General features: G+C 67.8%; 14 protein-coding genes and 8 tRNA genes. 15 read left to right on the top strand and 7 right to left on the bottom strand.

The genetic code is table 11. The features are described 5' to 3' along the window. Positions 1-594: 594 nt before the first annotated feature. The 9 genes from AC3WOH_RS16885 (at position 595) to AC3WOH_RS16925 (ending at position 2,239) form a co-directional block, all read left to right on the top strand. Positions 595-671, top strand: a tRNA-Leu gene (locus AC3WOH_RS16885). Positions 672-681: 10 nt separating this feature from the next. Next, positions 682-759 (top strand) — tRNA-Pro (locus AC3WOH_RS16890). A gap of 9 nt (positions 760-768) precedes the next feature. Continuing rightward, a tRNA-Glu gene (locus AC3WOH_RS16895) sits at positions 769-844 on the top strand. 15 nt (positions 845-859) lie between these two features. Continuing rightward, positions 860-935 (top strand) — tRNA-Asp (locus AC3WOH_RS16900). A gap of 9 nt (positions 936-944) precedes the next feature. Beyond that, positions 945-1,021, top strand: a tRNA-Arg gene (locus AC3WOH_RS16905). Positions 1,022-1,052: 31 nt separating this feature from the next. After that, a tRNA-Cys gene (locus tag AC3WOH_RS16910) sits at positions 1,053-1,126 on the top strand. Between the two features lie 26 nt (positions 1,127-1,152). After that, positions 1,153-1,226, top strand: a tRNA-His gene (locus AC3WOH_RS16915). 15 nt (positions 1,227-1,241) lie between these two features. Then, a tRNA-Leu gene (locus AC3WOH_RS16920) sits at positions 1,242-1,326 on the top strand. Positions 1,327-1,621: 295 nt separating this feature from the next. After that, positions 1,622-2,239, top strand: coding sequence for a nitroreductase family protein (locus AC3WOH_RS16925; protein ID WP_492230454.1), 618 nt, complete (start codon positions 1,622-1,624; stop codon positions 2,237-2,239). Positions 2,240-2,272: 33 nt separating this feature from the next. On the opposite strand, the gene AC3WOH_RS16930 is transcribed toward AC3WOH_RS16925, so the two are convergent. Continuing rightward, complete coding sequence (locus AC3WOH_RS16930) at positions 2,273-3,511, bottom strand: MFS transporter (protein WP_492230455.1); 1,239 nt, start codon at positions 3,509-3,511, stop codon at positions 2,273-2,275. A gap of 97 nt (positions 3,512-3,608) precedes the next feature. Between AC3WOH_RS16930 and AC3WOH_RS16935 the strand changes: the two genes are divergently transcribed. Both AC3WOH_RS16935 and AC3WOH_RS16940 read left to right on the top strand, forming a co-directional pair. Continuing rightward, the gene (locus AC3WOH_RS16935; protein ID WP_492230456.1) at positions 3,609-4,598 is read left to right on the top strand and encodes a LysR family transcriptional regulator; all 990 of its coding nucleotides are present in this window, start codon (positions 3,609-3,611) and stop codon (positions 4,596-4,598) included. A 149-nt stretch (positions 4,599-4,747) separates the two neighbouring features. Beyond that, a complete protein-coding gene (locus tag AC3WOH_RS16940) occupies positions 4,748-6,007 on the top strand; it encodes an Hsp70 family protein (protein ID WP_492230457.1) in 1,260 nt (419 codons plus the stop codon). Positions 6,008-6,018: 11 nt separating this feature from the next. Here AC3WOH_RS16940 and rsmI read toward each other — a convergent pair whose 3' ends face one another. Beyond that, positions 6,019-6,945, bottom strand: a complete 927-nt coding sequence (gene rsmI, locus AC3WOH_RS16945; protein ID WP_492230458.1) for a 16S rRNA (cytidine(1402)-2'-O)-methyltransferase — start codon at positions 6,943-6,945, stop codon at positions 6,019-6,021. Here rsmI and AC3WOH_RS16950 point away from each other — a divergent pair. The 3 genes from AC3WOH_RS16950 (at position 6,945) to AC3WOH_RS16960 (ending at position 8,731) form a co-directional block, all read left to right on the top strand. Beyond that, on the top strand, positions 6,945-7,361 hold the full coding sequence (locus tag AC3WOH_RS16950) for a YraN family protein (RefSeq protein WP_492230459.1): 417 nt from the start codon (positions 6,945-6,947) through the stop codon (positions 7,359-7,361). The genes rsmI and AC3WOH_RS16950 overlap by 1 nt on opposite strands. 111 nt (positions 7,362-7,472) lie before the next feature. Continuing rightward, entirely contained in the window at positions 7,473-8,078 is a 606-nt protein-coding gene (locus AC3WOH_RS16955) for an SIS domain-containing protein (RefSeq protein ID WP_492230460.1), read from the top strand. After that, the gene (locus AC3WOH_RS16960) at positions 8,075-8,731 is read left to right on the top strand and encodes a BON domain-containing protein (protein ID WP_492230461.1); all 657 of its coding nucleotides are present in this window, start codon (positions 8,075-8,077) and stop codon (positions 8,729-8,731) included. Before AC3WOH_RS16955 ends, AC3WOH_RS16960 begins: the two co-directional genes overlap by 4 nt. 126 nt (positions 8,732-8,857) lie before the next feature. Here AC3WOH_RS16960 and AC3WOH_RS16965 read toward each other — a convergent pair whose 3' ends face one another. From AC3WOH_RS16965 to AC3WOH_RS16980, 4 genes are all read right to left on the bottom strand, one after another. After that, on the bottom strand, positions 8,858-9,772 hold the full coding sequence (locus AC3WOH_RS16965) for an NAD(P)-dependent oxidoreductase (RefSeq protein WP_492230462.1): 915 nt from the start codon (positions 9,770-9,772) through the stop codon (positions 8,858-8,860). A gap of 86 nt (positions 9,773-9,858) precedes the next feature. Continuing rightward, positions 9,859-10,995 carry a PilT/PilU family type 4a pilus ATPase gene (locus tag AC3WOH_RS16970; protein WP_492230463.1) on the bottom strand — a complete coding sequence of 379 codons (1,137 nt, stop codon included), beginning with the start codon at positions 10,993-10,995 and terminating at the stop codon, positions 9,859-9,861. 43 nt (positions 10,996-11,038) lie between these two features. After that, positions 11,039-11,677 (bottom strand): cyclic nucleotide-binding domain-containing protein, encoded by a 639-nt coding sequence (locus AC3WOH_RS16975; RefSeq protein ID WP_184859254.1) that lies wholly within the window; start codon positions 11,675-11,677, stop codon positions 11,039-11,041. A 68-nt stretch (positions 11,678-11,745) separates the two neighbouring features. Continuing rightward, positions 11,746-12,789, bottom strand: coding sequence for a type IV pilus twitching motility protein PilT (locus AC3WOH_RS16980; RefSeq protein WP_492230464.1), 1,044 nt, complete (start codon positions 12,787-12,789; stop codon positions 11,746-11,748). 38 nt (positions 12,790-12,827) lie between these two features. On the opposite strand from AC3WOH_RS16980, the gene AC3WOH_RS16985 reads away from it, so the two are divergent. Then, positions 12,828-13,544 carry a YggS family pyridoxal phosphate-dependent enzyme gene (locus AC3WOH_RS16985; RefSeq protein WP_492230465.1) on the top strand — a complete coding sequence of 239 codons (717 nt, stop codon included), beginning with the start codon at positions 12,828-12,830 and terminating at the stop codon, positions 13,542-13,544. A 10-nt stretch (positions 13,545-13,554) separates the two neighbouring features. On the opposite strand, the gene ltaE is transcribed toward AC3WOH_RS16985, so the two are convergent. Continuing rightward, positions 13,555-14,622: a low-specificity L-threonine aldolase gene (gene ltaE / locus AC3WOH_RS16990; RefSeq protein ID WP_492230466.1), complete on the bottom strand. Its 1,068-nt coding sequence runs from the start codon at positions 14,620-14,622 to the stop codon at positions 13,555-13,557. Between the last annotated feature and the right edge of the window lie 60 nt (positions 14,623-14,682).

Below are 14,682 nucleotides of genomic sequence, written 5' to 3' on the forward strand. Positions count from 1 at the left end.
GCGGTTTGAACCGCAGCCTGCTTATTCAGACCGACTGACCTTCTCACCAGGATTGACCATGAACGCCATCGCCACCCTCACCAGCCGCCGACCCGCACCGGGCCGCGCGCTCGTGCGCGTCGCTGCGATGGCCCCGCGTGCGGTCTTGCGCCTGCTGCCCTGTCTGGCGGCTGATTTGTGTGCACATGACCACGATGAGGATCGTTGGCCACCGGGTGGAGGGCGCGCCGCATAGGCGCATTCCCTTCCAAGCTCTCTTCGCAGAGGCCCGGGCACCGCAAGGTTCCGGGCCTTTTCGTTTTGTTTTCAGTGCCTGCGGCGATCGTGCTGCAGGCCATCGATGTTCTTTCACAAGCTGCTGCGGGGCCTTGCCGGACATGACACTGGCACAGTGACCCCGCCCGAGAAAAATCATTTCGGGTGTGTCTTCGCACCACCGCCAGGGAAGAGCCGCGTGGACGGCCTGGCGGGATGTGCAGGGGATCGCGACCTCCCTGTGCAGCGATGTCGACGGGGGCGCGCGCCGGCCGCGCGTGGCCCATCGCGTGAGGGCACAACCGAAATGGAGGACTGTTTGTTTTCTTGGTGATTCAAGCCCCGGTGACGGAACTGGCATACGTGTCCGCCTTAGAAGCGGAATTCTGGGAGTTCGACTCTCCCCTGGGGCACCAATTATTTTTGCTGGGTGTACTGTCAATCTGGTAGACGGCCTGCCTTGGACGCAGGAGGCTGCAGGTTCAAATCCTGCCACCCAGACCAGCATTCTTCGTCTCGTTCGTCTAGCGGTGAGGACACCGGACTTTCACTCCGGAGATCGCGGGTTCGAATCCCGCACGGGACGCCACATTGATCTTTTTTTGCTTCGCTAACTCAGTGGCCAGAGTGCCTCCCTGTCTAGGAGGAAGTCAGGGGTTCGATCCCCCTGCGAAGCGCCATCTATCTCCCCCGCGTTAGCTCAATGGATCAGAGCACTTGCCTACGAAGCAAGGGGTTGCACGTTCGAGTCGTGCACGTGGGGCCAGTTTCCAGTGCCTGCTTCGCAGGCACCCAAGGGTGCGGTAGCAAAGCGACCATGCAGCGGATTGCAAATCCGCAGACACCGGTTTGAATCCGGTCCGCACCTCCAGTTCGTTGTCTTCCTTTTCTCTCATGGTGCGCGTAGCTCAATGGCAGAGCTGCGGGTTGTGATCCCGCCGACGACGGTTCGATTCCGTTCGTGCACCCCATCATTTCCTTTGCCTCTCTCCATGGCGCAATTGGCAGACGCACCAGTCTCAAACCCTGGGGCCTTCGGGCATGTCCGTTCGAGTCGGACTGGAGAGACCACCACCACGGTCGCGGCAAAGACACCCTGCGGCGAGTCCGGTGAAAAAGCGGTGCCTGGGCAGCGGGCTGGGCGCTGCTCTACGATGGCCGCTGTTCACCCCGCGACACTCCGGTGAACGATGGCGCCCCTGCCGTGGCCACACCCCCCGGCGCCAGCCAGCCCCCTGGATCCATGGTCCCCGGTACCGCTCGGGCCCATGGCCTCCAGGCTGCCCGCCACCGATCTTCGCTGCCATCGCTCAAGCGCCCCCGCTGGCGCCGGAGTGTCCTCTTCGCCTTGCTTGCAAAGGACACCATGCCAGTCTCTGTGCCTTCCCATCCGGTCTTGTCCCATCCCTCGATGTCGCCCGAGCAGCGCCATGCCATGGACCTGCTGCTCACCCGGCACTCGCCCTGGCCGCTGGTGGAGCCGGCGCCCGATCCCGCGGCGCTGGACCTGGTGTTCGCGGCCGCCATGCGGGCGCCCGACCATGGGCAGCTGCGGCCCTGGCGCTTCGTCCTTGTGCGCGGCGATGCGCGCCTGGCGCTGGGCCAGGTGTTCGCAAGGGCGGCGCGGGCGCGCGATCCCTATGACGATGGTGAGCGCTTTCGCGCCAAGGCCGTGGCGGCGCCCTTGTTGGTGGCGCTGATCGCGCAGGTCAAGGCGCCGCACAAGGTGCCCGAGAGCGAGCAGGTGTTGGCCACGGGGGCTGCCGTGATGAACATGCTCAACGCCCTGCACATCCTCGGCTACGGCGGCTTCTGGGCCACCGGGGTCAATGCCTACGACGACAACGTGAAGGCGGCCCTGGGCCTGGGCGCGGGCGACCGCCTGCTGGGATTCCTCTACATGGGCACCCCCAAAGACCGCTTGCAGCCACCCGAGCGGCAGGACGCTGCGGGCTTTGTTCGGGAGTGGGTGCCGCAGTCCTGATCCAGGGCGCTGATCCTTCCAGGTGCCGGCGCTTCAGGCTGCGGCCATGCAGCCGGGGTCCCGGCGCGTGGCCATGCGCACGCCGAGCGCGGCCAGGCTGGCAGTCGTCGCCAGCAGCGTGACACCCATCCAGCCCCACGAGGCCAGCAGCAGGCTGCCCAGGCCGGCACCGGTCGCCATGCCGATGAACATGCCCGTCATCAACACGGCATTGAGCCGGCTGCGCGCTCCCGGATCGATGCCGTAGACCATGGTCTGGTGGGAGATCAGCGCCGCCTGCACGCCCAGGTCGAAGCCGATGGTGCACACCACCAGCAGGCACAGCTGGGCGCCAGAGGGGATCCAGGGGCCCGCAGCCATGGCGGCGAAGGACAGGGCGGCCAGGCCGGCCCCCCAACGGACCACCCGTTCCGGGCCTGTGCGGTCGGCCAGGCGGCCGGCAAGGGGCGCAGCCAGTGCGCCGGCCGCTCCGGCCAGGCCAAACGCGCCCGCGGCGGTACTGCCCAGGTGGAAGGGCGCGCCGTGCAGCATGATGGCCAGGGTGGACCAGAAGGCGCTGAACCCTACCGCCAGCAGGCCCTGGGCCAGGGCGGCACGCCGCAGCGTGGGATGCTGCCGCCACAGTGCAGCCAGCGAGGCCAGGAGCTGGCCATAGGGCAGGGCGGTGGTGGCATGAAAGCGCGGCAGGCCGCGCCAGGTGGCCACCGCGATGGCCGATACCGCCACGGCCGCGGCCAGGAACATGCCGCGCCAGCTGAAGTGCTCGGCCACGAAACCGCTCACCACGCGCGACAGCAGAATGCCCAGCAGCAGGCCGGTCATCACCATGCCCACCACCTTGCCGCGGTGTGCGGTGGGTGCCAGGGTGGCGGCGGCGGGCACGATGTCCTGCGCCATGGTGGCTGTGATGCCGATGGCCAGGCTGGCGGCCAGCAGCACGCCGATGGAGGGCGCCAGCGCTGCCAGCAGCAATGCGGCTACCAGCGCCGCGGCCTTGGCCACGATGATGCGGCGCCGGTCGAAGCGGTCCCCCAGCGGCGCCAGCAGCAGGATGCCCAGCGCATAGCCCAGCTGCGTCAGGGTGGGAACCTGGCCCACGGCCTGGGCAGAGGCGCCGAGGTCTGCGCCCAGCACGCCCAGCATGGGCTGGCTGTAGTACAGCGATGCCACCCCGAGGCCGGCCCCGGTGGCGAGCAGCAGCACCCGCGATGTGGGGAGCTGCGTCTCCCCCGAAGAAGATCTCGCAGTATCCGTTTCATGTATGGAAGACATGGTATTAACCCTTGGTAAAAAGCATGGCTGCCAGTGTGATTCGGCACCCCTCGCCTTGGTAGTACCATCGGGCACAGATCAAATATGCATTGAATGTATGACCAGCGATCCGTCCAACGGGGCGGCACCCTTCCGGGCGGACGAGCCTCTGCCCGTGGAGGGGCTTGGGCGCGCGCCGGGAAACCGGCTGCAGCTCATGGAAACCTTTGTCCACATCGTCGAGGCCGGCAGCCTTTCGGCTGCTGCGGCGCAGATGCATGCCACCCAGCCCACGGTGAGCCGCCGGCTGCAGGCGCTGGAGCAGTTGCTGGGGGTGCGCCTGCTGCAGCGTTCCACCCACACCATGCGCCTCACGGTGGACGGAGAGCGCTGCTACCGCCGTGCCAAGGAGTTGTTGGCCAGCTGGGCGGCGTTCGAGGCCGACCTGCGCGGTGCGCAGCAGGAGCCCGAGGGGACGCTACGCGTGGCCATGCCCCATGCCTTCGGGCAGGAGATGTTCGTCGGCGCCTTGGCGCAGTTTCTGCGCAGGCACCCGCGCGTCTCGGTGGAGTGGTTGCTGCAGGACGATGTGCGCGACTTCATCGGTGCGGGCATCGACTGCGCCATCCAGGTGGGCGAGCCCGCCGATCCCGCCGTGGTGGCCATCCGCCTGGCCGAGGTGCCGCGCATCGTGGTCGGGGCGGCCTCCCTGCCCGGGGCGGGCAGCGCCGACAATCCCGAGGATCTGGCCGCGCTGCCCTGGCTGGCCCTGCAAACCTACTACCGCAATGAGCTGGTGCTCACCCACCGGGTGACGGGTGAGGCGCGCCGCATCGCCCTGCGCCCGCGCATGGCCACCGACAGCCTGTATGCCTTGCGCAGTGCGGCCCGGCTCGGGCTGGGTGCCGGGGCCGGTTCGGCCTGGCTGCTCTCGCAAGATGTGGCCGAGGGGCACCTGGTGCACCTGGCCCCCCAATGGCAGCCTGCGCCGCAGCCGGTGTACCTGATCTATCCGTACGCAAGCTTCTATCCTGTGCGCCTGCTGCGCTTTGTCGCCACCATGCGCGAGGCCGTGCCGGCCATGGTGGCGTCGGGGCCGTTGGCCTGAAAGCCGGGGGCCTTCCGGTCCGTGGCACAATCCCGCTCCCCTTGCGCGGGCGCAGCCCCTTCAGAGGGGACTGCCCGGCCTGCCGGTCTCCTTCGCGCTGCCTGCCGGCGCCGTTGTTTTCTTCTTTCTCTCGCTCCCTGATTTTCCCCATGCCCCTCCTGCAGGACACCACGCTTGGCATCGACTTCGGCACCTCCAACTCGGCCATGGGCGTGCGCGAGGGGCGCGGGCCCGCGCGCATGATCGCCCTGGAGGGCACGGGGGTGACGCTGCCCACGGCGCTGTTCTTCAACGCCGAGGACCACAGCACCCATTTCGGCCGTGATGCCGTGGGCCAGTACCTGGCCGGTACCGAGGGGCGTCTGATGCGCTCGCTCAAGAGCCTGCTGGGCAGTGCCTTGCTGGAGGAAAAGACGGCCGTGCACGGCCAGCTCGTCAGCTACCAGGACATCATCGGCCTGTTCCTGCGCATGCTGGCCAGCAAGGCCACGGCCGACCTGGGTGGCATGCCCGGCCGCGTGGTGATGGGGCGGCCCGTGCATTTCGTGGACGGCGATCCGGAGCGTGACCAGCTGGCCGAAGACTCGCTGCGCAAGGCGGCGCTCGATGCGGGTTTCGAGCAGGTGTCCTTCCAGTTCGAGCCCATGGCGGCCGCCCTCGACTATGAACAGCGCATCGCCCAGGAATCGCTGGTGCTGGTGGTGGACATCGGGGGCGGCACCTCGGACTTCACCCTGGTGCGCCTGGGTCCCGAGCGCCTGGCGCGCGGCGGCGACCGCGCGGCCGATGTGCTCGCCACGACCGGCGTGCATGTGGGTGGCACCGATTTCGACCGGCGCCTGAGCCTGGAGCTGCTGATGCCCATGCTGGGCTTTCGCCACATCGGGCCCAGCGGGCGCGAGGTCCCCAACCGGGTGTTCTTCGACCTGTCGACCTGGCACCTGATCCAGTGGCTGTATGCGCCCAAGGCGCTGCGCGATGCACAGAACCTGCGCACCGACTACGCCGACCAGCGCCTGCATGCCCGGCTGATGACCGTGCTCCAGGAGCGCCTGGGCCACCGCATGGCCAACACCGTGGAGCAGGCCAAGATCGCGGCCTCGCTGTCGCAGGCCCCTGCGCCCATGGACCTGGGCTGGATCGAACCTGCGCTGGAGTCGGCCGTCACGCCCGAAGGGCTCTCGCAGCACCTGGCCGGACCTCTCGAACAGGTGGTGGCCTGCGCGCAGGAGTGCGTGCAACTGGCCGGCCTGGCGCCGCGCGGGCCGGATGCGATTTACCTCACGGGGGGCTCGTCGGCATTGCGGCCACTGCGGGAAGCCCTGCGCCGGGCCTTTCCCGACACGCCCCAGGTCGAGGGTGATCTGTTCGGCGGCGTGGCGGCAGGGCTGGCGGTTTCCGGGCGCTGAACAACCGGGCGTCAGTCGCCCTGCGGCTCGCCCTTTTTCCAGGCCAGGGCCGTGTCGTAGAGCACATTGCGCGATGCGCCGGTGATCTCTGCCGCCAGGCGCACCGCCGTCTTGAGCGGCAGATCGGCCAGCAGCAGGCGCAGCACGCGCAGGCTCTCGCCATCGTCGCCCGCCACGGGCACCGGGTGCAGCAGCACCACGAATTCACCACGCGAGCGCTGGGGCGCGCCCTCCAGCCAGGCGGTGAGTGCCTGCGCGGGCTGGGTCACCACCTCTTCAAACTGCTTGGTCAGCTCGCGCGCCAGGGTCACCGGGCGCTCGCCCAGCACCGCCAGGGCCTGTGCGAGCTCGCCGATGCGGTGGGGGGCCTCCAGCAGCACCACGCAGCGCGGCTCGCCAGCCAGGCGGCCGATGGCGCTGGCCCGTTCGGCATTCTTCACCGGCAGGAAGCCTGCGAAGACGAAGCCGCCATGATCGGCGCTGTGTGCCACCGCGCCTGCGGCACTCAGTGCGGTGGTGATGCTGCTGGCGCCTGGCAGGGGCAGGGTGCGCAGGCCGGCGGCCTGCACCGTGGCCACGAGGCGGGCGCCGGGGTCGCTCACGCCGGGTGTGCCGGCATCGCTCACATAGGCCACACGCTGGCCTTCGTGCAGGCGCTGCACCACGTTCTGCGCCGCCTCGGCCTCGTTGTGCTGGTGCACGGCCAGCAGCTGCGAAGCGTTCTTGTCGATGCCATAGGCGCGCAGCAGCGACTGGGTGTGGCGCGTGTCCTCGCAGGCCACGGTGTCGGCCTGCTGCAGCACGTGCAGGGCGCGCAGCGTGATGTCGGCCAGGTTGCCGATGGGCGTGGCCACCACGTACAAGGCCCCCTGCGGATAATGCTGCGCAGACGCTGCATCGCGTGCGGCATCGAGGGCGGAAGCGAAAGAGGCGCTCAATGAAATTCCTTGGAAGATGGCTGACCGCGGACAAGCCCACACCCGCCGCAGTGGGCAACAACACCACCCGGCAGCAGGGCGCGCTGGCGGAAGACCGTGCGCTGGCGCACCTGCAGGCCGCCGGATTGCGCCTGCTCACGCGCAATTATCGGACGCCCGGGCGCGGCGGGGGCGAGATTGACCTGGTGATGTGCGAGCGCGATGGCACCACCGTTTTTGTGGAGGTGCGCAGCCGTGCCAGCCAGGCCTTTGGTGGGGCCGGGGCGAGCATCGGCGCCGCCAAGCAGCAGCGCATCGTGCTGGCGGCACGGCACTATCTGATGCGCCTGGCCTCGCCGCCACCGTGCCGCTTTGACGTCGTGCTGGTCGAAGAGGCCCAGGTGCAGTGGCTCAAGGCGGCCTTCGACGCGCAGTGATCTGCAAAGTTCAAACCCACACCCGGGGCGCAACCCTCGGTGCAGCCTAAACCCTTTGCTACAAAATTCGGGGCAAAAGCTGTAACACGCGGCGGGTATCATCGGACCTCCATGCTTGAGCAACGCATCCAACAGCACTTCATCGACAGCGCCGACCTGAAATACCAGGCGGCCCAGACCCTGAGCACCCCCATTGCCGCGGCAGTGCAGGCCATGCTGGCCTGTGTCACCAGCGGCGGCAAGGTACTGGCCTGCGGCAATGGCGCCTCGGCCGCCGAGGCGCAGCAGTTCGCCGCCTTCTGCGTGGCCGGCTTCGAGCGCGAACGCCCCGAACTGGCCGCCATGGCCCTCACGGCCGACAGCACCCTGCTGACGGCAGGGCCAGGAGGCGCCCAGGACCCCGGTTCCCAGCAATTTGCCCGCCAGGTGCGGGCATTGGGCCAGGCGGGCGACCTGCTGCTGGCCCTGTCGGTCAGCGGCAACGATGCCAACCTGCTGGCCGCGACCGAGGCCGCGCACGAGCGCGACATGACCGTGGTGGTGCTCACCGGCCGCAACGGGGGGCAGCTGGGTGCCGTGCTGCAAGAAACCGATGTGCTGATCAGCGTGCCGCATGACCGCGCCGCCCGCGTGCGCGAAGTCCACGCCCTGGTGCTGCACTGCCTGTGCGACGGCGTGGATGCCCAGTTACTTGGTGAACAGGAGATACCGCTATGAAGCAAACCGTGAACCGCACCCTCTGCACGGCCCTGGCCGCTGCCGCCCTGGCAACCGGCCTGTCGGCCTGCGCTCCGCTGATCGTCGGGGGCGCCGTGGTGGGCAGCATGATGGCCGTGGACCGCCGCACGGCGGGCACCCAGGTCGAGGACGAAGGCATCGAGCTGCGCGCCGCCAACCGCATCCGTGAAGCGCTGGGCGACCGCGCCCATGTGAACGTGACCAGCTACAACCGCCAGGCCCTGCTGACCGGTGAGGTGGCCAACGCCCAGGACCGCGAGACCATCGAACGCATCGTGACCGGCGTGGAAAACGTGCGCTCGGTGGTCAACGACCTGGCCGTCATGCCCGCCACCTCCCTGGGCCAGCGCTCCAACGACACCGTGATCACCGGCAAGGTGCGCGCCAGCTTCGTGGACGCGGCCGACATCTCGGCCAATGCCTTCAAGGTCGTGACCGAGCGCAACATCGTCTACCTCATGGGCCGCGTCACCCAGCGCGAAGCCGGCCGCGCCACCGAGATCTCCCGCGGCGTGAGCGGCGTGAGCAAGGTCGTGCGCGTCTTCGAGATCGTCACCGAAGACGAACTGCGCCGCATCGCCCCCACCCCGGCGCCCGTCACCACCGACACCGCCCCCGCCCGCTCGCTCTGATCCCTGGCGGCGCCGGCCACTCGAAACTGGCGCGGCCAACACCAGCGCCCCCGTGCAAGGGCCGCCCCGCCGCACCGGGGGCGTCCCCCCTCTGGGGGGAAGGCGCGAAGCGCCTCAGGGGGGAGCCTACTTCAAGCGTTTGATGAGACTGGAAGTATCCCAGCGGTTGCCACCCATGCGCTGCACGTCGGCATAGAACTGGTCCACCAGCGCGGTGACGGGCACACGCGAGCCGTTGCGGCGGGCCTCGTCGAGCACCAGGCCCAGGTCCTTGCGCATCCAGTCCACGGCAAAACCGAAGTCGAAATGGTCCTCGACCATGGTCTTGCCGCGGTTGTCCATCTGCCAGCTCTGCGCGGCGCCCTTGCCGATCACCTCCAGCACCTGCTTCATGTCCAGCCCCGCGTTCTGGCCAAAGGCCACGGCCTCGGACAGGCCTTGCACCAGACCGGCGATGCAGATCTGGTTGACCATCTTGGCCAACTGGCCGGCACCGCTGGCGCCCAGCAGGGTGAATGCGCGCGAGAACGCCAGGGCCACGGGCCGGGCCGCGTCGAAAGCCGCGGCATCGCCACCGCACATCACCGTGAGCTGGCCGTTCTGCGCACCGGCCTGGCCACCGGAGACGGGGGCATCGACAAAATGCAGGCCCGCAGCCTGCGCCGCGGCGTAGAGCTCGCGCGCCACTTCGGCCGATGCCGTGGTGTGGTCCACGAACACCGCACCGGCCTTCATGCCTGCGAAGGCGCCGTCGGCACCGAGGGTGACCGAGCGCAGGTCGTCATCATTGCCCACGCAGCAGAAAACGAAGTCAGCGCCCGCTGCGGCCTCGCGTGGCGTGGCCGCGTGGCGCGGTGCCTTGCTGGCGGCAAACTCCTCGCACCAGGCGGCGGACTTGGCGGCCGTGCGGTTGTAGACGGTGACCTCGTGGCCGGCCAGGGCCAGGTGGCCGGCCATGGGGTAGCCCATCACGCCCAGGCCCAGGAAGGCGACCTGGAGGGAGGGGGTGGCGTCGTAGCTGCGGGGATTGGTGCTTGGCATGTCCGAGGTCTTCCAAAAGAAAAAAAGCCCGCCCAGAAGGGCGGGCGAGAGTGTGTGCGGTGGGTACTTCCTGCGGGCGTCGGCGGTCAGACGATCGCAAAATGCTCCGTGCCCTGGGCCAGGTCGGGCGACTTGGCGCGCTGGCTGTTGAGCTTGATCTGCAGGCGCAGGTCGTTGAGCGAGTCGGCGTTGCGCAGCGCGTCTTCGTAGCTGATCAGGTTGGCCTCGTAGGCATCGAACAGCGCCTGGTCGAAGGTCTGCATGCCCAGGTTGCGGCTCTTCTTCATGATTTCCTTGATCTCATGGACATCGCCCTTGAAGATCAGGTCCGAGATCAGCGGGGTGTTGAGCATGATCTCCACGGCCGCCGCGCGGCCCTTGCCGTCCTGCTTGGGGATCAGGCGCTGCGAGACCAGGGCGCGCAGGTTCAGCGACAGGTCCATCAGCAGCTGGGCGCGGCGCTCCTCGGGGAAGAAGTTGATGATGCGGTCCAGCGCCTGGTTGGCGCTGTTGGCGTGCAGCGTGGCCAGGCACAAGTGGCCGGTTTCGGCGAAGGCCACGGCATGCTCCATGGTCTCGCGGTCGCGGATTTCCCCCATCAGGATGACGTCGGGCGCCTGGCGCAGCGTGTTCTTGAGGGCGGCTTCCCAGGTGTCGGTATCGAGGCCCACCTCGCGCTGCGTGACCACGCAGTTCTTGTGCGGGTGCACGAATTCGATCGGGTCTTCCACCGTGATGATGTGGCCGAAGGAGTTTTCGTTGCGCCAGTCCACCATGGCGGCCAGCGTGGTCGACTTGCCCGAACCCGTGGCACCCACCAGGATGCACAGGCCGCGCTTGGTCATGGTGACTTCCTTGAGCACCTGCGGCACGCCCAGGCCATCGATGGTGGGCAGGGTGAGCGGAATCGTCCGCAGCACCATGCCGACCTTGCCCTGCTGGATGAAGGCGTTCACCCGGAAGCGGCCGATGCCGGCGGGCGAGATCGCGAAATTGCACTCCTTGGTGCGCTCGAAGTCCGCCACCTGCTTGTCGCTCATGACGGCACGCGCCAGCGTGAGCGTGTGGGTGGGCGTGAGTGGCTGGGGCGACACCTTGGTCACCTTGCCATCGACCTTGATGGCCGGTGGAAACTCTGCCGTGATGAACAAGTCGCTGCCATTGCGGCTGACCATCAGCTTGAGCAGGTCGTTGATGAATTTACTGGCCTGATCGCGTTCCATCAGAATTTCTCCCTTGCGGTCCTTGTCTGCCGGACGGTCATTGTCATTTCTGGTTGCCGTCGCTCAGGCGGGCACTCACCACGCGCAGGCGCAACGACAGTTTGCGGGCCAGCAGGGCAATCAGGCTGGCTGCGAGCTGCGGGTCCTTGGACATCATGTCGTCCATGGCTTCGGCGCTCAGCACCGCGATCTCGCAGTCGGTGAGCGTGGTGCAGGCGGAAAAGCGGATACCGCTGTCCAGCAGCGACATTTCTCCCAGGATGTCACCGGGCCGCGTCTCGGCCAGGCGCAGGTGCTCACCCCAGGGCTGCACGCGGTCCACGGCGATGGTGCCGGTGAGCAGCACCACCATGAAGTTGCCGTACTCGTCCTGGCGGATCACGTCGCGGTTGGAGGGAATCGCGGCAAATTCGAAAAAGCGCTCCATGCGCTCCACGGCGTCCTTGTCCAGGTGGGCCATGTACTTGTCCTTGGCCCACAGCCCCTGCAGCAGCTTGCCGCCACGGCTCGTGGGCAGGCGCTTGGCCCCCACCTCCACGGCACGGGCCTCCCAGGGCACCAGCATGGAGTCGTCCACGCCCTGGCCGGCAAAAGCCGTGGAGAACAGTACGGAATCGCTGCTCTCCTCGGCCGGCTTGTTGCCGATCGACTTCATGCGCAGAAGGCCGAGAATGCCTTTCATAGTTTGCTCCGAGTGCGGCGCATTGCGCCGCCGTATCTTCTAGTTCAGTGTGTTCGCCCGTGCTGCCGTCAGCCGGGGAAGTTTTCGGGAATCTTGGCCTTGGCACGGGCCTCTGCGGGGCTGATGACATTGCGACGCACCAGATCCGTGAGGTTCTGGTCCAGGGTCTGCATGCCCACGCTGTTGCTGGTCTGGATGGTGGAGTACATCTGCGCCACCTTGGCCTCGCGGATCAGGTTGCGGATGGCGCTGGTGCCCAGCATGATTTCATGCGCCGCCACGCGGCCCGAGCCGTCCTTGGTCTTGCACAGGGTCTGCGAGATCACGGCCTGCAGCGATTCGGAGAGCATCGCGCGGACCATTTCCTTTTCTTCGGCCGGGAACACGTCGATGATCCGGTCGATGGTCTTGGCGGCGCTCGAGGTGTGCAGCGTGCCGAACACCAAGTGGCCGGTTTCCGCCGCCGTCATGGCCAGGCGGATGGTTTCCAGGTCGCGCATTTCGCCCACGAGGATGGCGTCCGGGTCTTCGCGCAGTGCGGATTTCAGCGCGGCAGCGAAAGACAGCGTCATGGGGCCGACTTCGCGCTGGTTGATCAGGCACTTCTTGGATTCGTGCACGAATTCGATCGGGTCTTCCACCGTGAGGATGTGGCCGTACTCGGTCTCGTTGAGGTAGTTCACCATGGCCGCGAGCGTGGTGGACTTGCCCGAGCCCGTGGGGCCGGTCACCAGCACCAGGCCGCGCGGCTTCAGGGCCAGGTCGCCGAAGATCTTGGGGGCATTGAGCTGCTCCAGCGTCAGGATCTTGCTTGGAATGGTCCGGAACACGGCGGCCGCGCCGCGGTTCTGGTTGAAGGCATTGACGCGAAAACGCGCCAGGCCCTCGATTTCGAACGAGAAGTCGACTTCCAGGAATTCCTCATAGGTCTTCCGCTGGGCGTCGCTCATGATGTCGTACACCATGCCGTGGACCGTCTTGTGGTCCAGTGCGTCCACATTGATGCGGCGCACGTCGCCGTGGACCCGGATCATGGGGGGCAGGCCTGCAGAGAGGTGCAGGTCGGAAGCCTTGTTCTTGACGCTGAACGCCAGCAGCTGGGTAATGTCCACGGAATCCCCTCAATCGTTTGGTACGCTTGCCAATCATTATGACCACGATTGACAACAACCTCCAACAGGTTATGGGCAGGATTGCACAGGCGTGCAAGGCGGCCGGACGCGATCCTGCGGGGGTGTCGCTGCTGGCGGTTTCCAAGACCTTCGGTGTCGACGCGGTGGCCGAGGCCGTGGCCGCGGGCCAGCGGGCCTTTGGCGAAAACTACATCCAGGAGGGGGTGGAGAAGGTGGCGGCCCTGCGCCTGCTGTCGCCCGCCAGCCTGCAGTGGCATTGCATCGGGCCCATCCAGAGCAACAAGACGCGCCTGGTGGCCGAGCATTTCGACTGGGTGCACACGGTGGACCGCCTGAAGATCGCCGAGCGCCTGTCGGCCCAGCGCCCGGAGCACCTGGCGCCGCTGCAGGTGTGCATCCAGGTCAATGTGGACGGGGGGGAAACCAAGTCCGGCGTTCCCCCCGAAGAAGCCCTGGCGCTGGCCCAGGCTGTGGCAAAACTGCCACGGCTCACGGTGCGCGGGCTCATGAGCATCCCGGACCATGCCCCGGATTTCGAGACACAGAAGGAGCTGCACCTGCGCGCCCAGCGTCTTTTCCGGCAGATCCAGGCCAGCGGTGTGCCCGGTCTGGCCCATTTCGACACCCTGTCGATGGGCATGACGGCCGATCTGGAGGCCGCCATCCATGCCGGCAGCACCCTGGTGCGGGTCGGCACCGGCATCTTCGGCGGCCGCACGTACCCGACCGCCTGAAACCTGGCGCTCAGGTCCCTGTGAAGATGGCCACGCAGTCCAGCGCGGCCTTGATGTCGGCGTCGCTCACGTCCAGGTGCGTCACCCAGCGCAGGCGGGTCTGGCCCGCGTAGAGGCCGCTGGTCACGCGCACGCCGTGCTGGGCCAGCCAGGCGGTGAAGGCGGGCGCCACGTCGGTGTGCAGGTCGGTGAACAAAATGTTGGTCTGCCAGGGGTGGACGGTGATCTTGCCCTTCAGGGCCGGGTGGCTGCGGTTGGCCTCGGCCAGGCCTTCGGCCAATTGGGCCAGGCGCGCATGGTCGTCGGCCATGCGGCGCACATGGTGTTCCAGCGCATAGCGGCCGGCTGCGGCCAGCACGCCGGCCTGGCGCATGCCGCCGCCCAGGATCTTGCGCGTGCGGCGCGCCTGGCGGATGAAGTCGTGGCTGCCCAGCACCAGCGAGCCGATGGGGGCGCCCAGCCCCTTGCTCAGGCACAGCGAGGCCGAGTCGAAATGGCTGCACAGCGTGCGGACCTCGTCGTACACGTCGGTGCCCGCCTTGGCCGCATTGACGGTCGCGGCGTTGAACATGCGCGCGCCGTCCAGGTGCATGGCCAGGCCGCGCTGGCGCGCCAGGGCCGAGACCTCGGCCACATAGTCCGGAGGCAGCACCTGGCCGCCCGTGGTGTTCTCCAGCACCACCAGGCGGGTGCGCGCGAAGTGCGGGTCGTCGGGCTTGATGGCGGCTGCGATGTCGGCCACGCGCAGCGTGCCGTCGGGCTGGGTTTCCACGGGCTGGGGCTGGATGGAGCCCAGCACCGCCATGCCGCCGGCCTCCCAGCGGTAGGTGTGCCAGCTCTGGCCGACGATGGCCTCGTCGCCGCGCTGGCAATGGCCCCACAGGGCGATCAGGTTGGTTTGCGTGCCCGAGGGCGCGAACAGCGCGGCCTCGAAGCCCAGCAGTTGCGCTGCGTAGTCCTGCAGCGCGTTGACGGACGGGTCGTCGCCGAACACATCGTCACCCAGCGGGGCATCGAACATGGCCGCGCGCATGGCGGGCGTGGGCTGGGTGACGGTGTCGCTGCGAAAGTCGGGCATGGGGCGGTTTCCTCGGGTTCTGGGCAATGGCCGCCATGGTAGCCGCGACCCATGGCAGCC

The organism is Acidovorax sp. FW305-C-20-28 (genome assembly GCF_058783375.1).

Coding starts and splice junctions, on each gene's coding strand:
- AC3WOH_RS16925 (WP_492230454.1), top strand. CDS start 1,622: ATGCCAGTCTCTGTGCCTTCCCATCCGGTCTTGTCCCATCCCTCGATG.
- AC3WOH_RS16930 (WP_492230455.1), bottom strand. CDS start 3,511: ATGTCTTCCATACATGAAACGGATACTGCGAGATCTTCTTCGGGGGAG.
- AC3WOH_RS16935 (WP_492230456.1), top strand. CDS start 3,609: ATGACCAGCGATCCGTCCAACGGGGCGGCACCCTTCCGGGCGGACGAG.
- AC3WOH_RS16940 (WP_492230457.1), top strand. CDS start 4,748: ATGCCCCTCCTGCAGGACACCACGCTTGGCATCGACTTCGGCACCTCC.
- AC3WOH_RS16950 (WP_492230459.1), top strand. CDS start 6,945: ATGAAATTCCTTGGAAGATGGCTGACCGCGGACAAGCCCACACCCGCC.
- AC3WOH_RS16955 (WP_492230460.1), top strand. CDS start 7,473: ATGCTTGAGCAACGCATCCAACAGCACTTCATCGACAGCGCCGACCTG.
- AC3WOH_RS16960 (WP_492230461.1), top strand. CDS start 8,075: ATGAAGCAAACCGTGAACCGCACCCTCTGCACGGCCCTGGCCGCTGCC.
- AC3WOH_RS16965 (WP_492230462.1), bottom strand. CDS start 9,772: ATGCCAAGCACCAATCCCCGCAGCTACGACGCCACCCCCTCCCTCCAG.
- AC3WOH_RS16970 (WP_492230463.1), bottom strand. CDS start 10,995: ATGGAACGCGATCAGGCCAGTAAATTCATCAACGACCTGCTCAAGCTG.
- AC3WOH_RS16975 (WP_184859254.1), bottom strand. CDS start 11,677: ATGAAAGGCATTCTCGGCCTTCTGCGCATGAAGTCGATCGGCAACAAG.
- AC3WOH_RS16985 (WP_492230465.1), top strand. CDS start 12,828: ATGACCACGATTGACAACAACCTCCAACAGGTTATGGGCAGGATTGCA.
- ltaE (WP_492230466.1), bottom strand. CDS start 14,622: ATGCCCGACTTTCGCAGCGACACCGTCACCCAGCCCACGCCCGCCATG.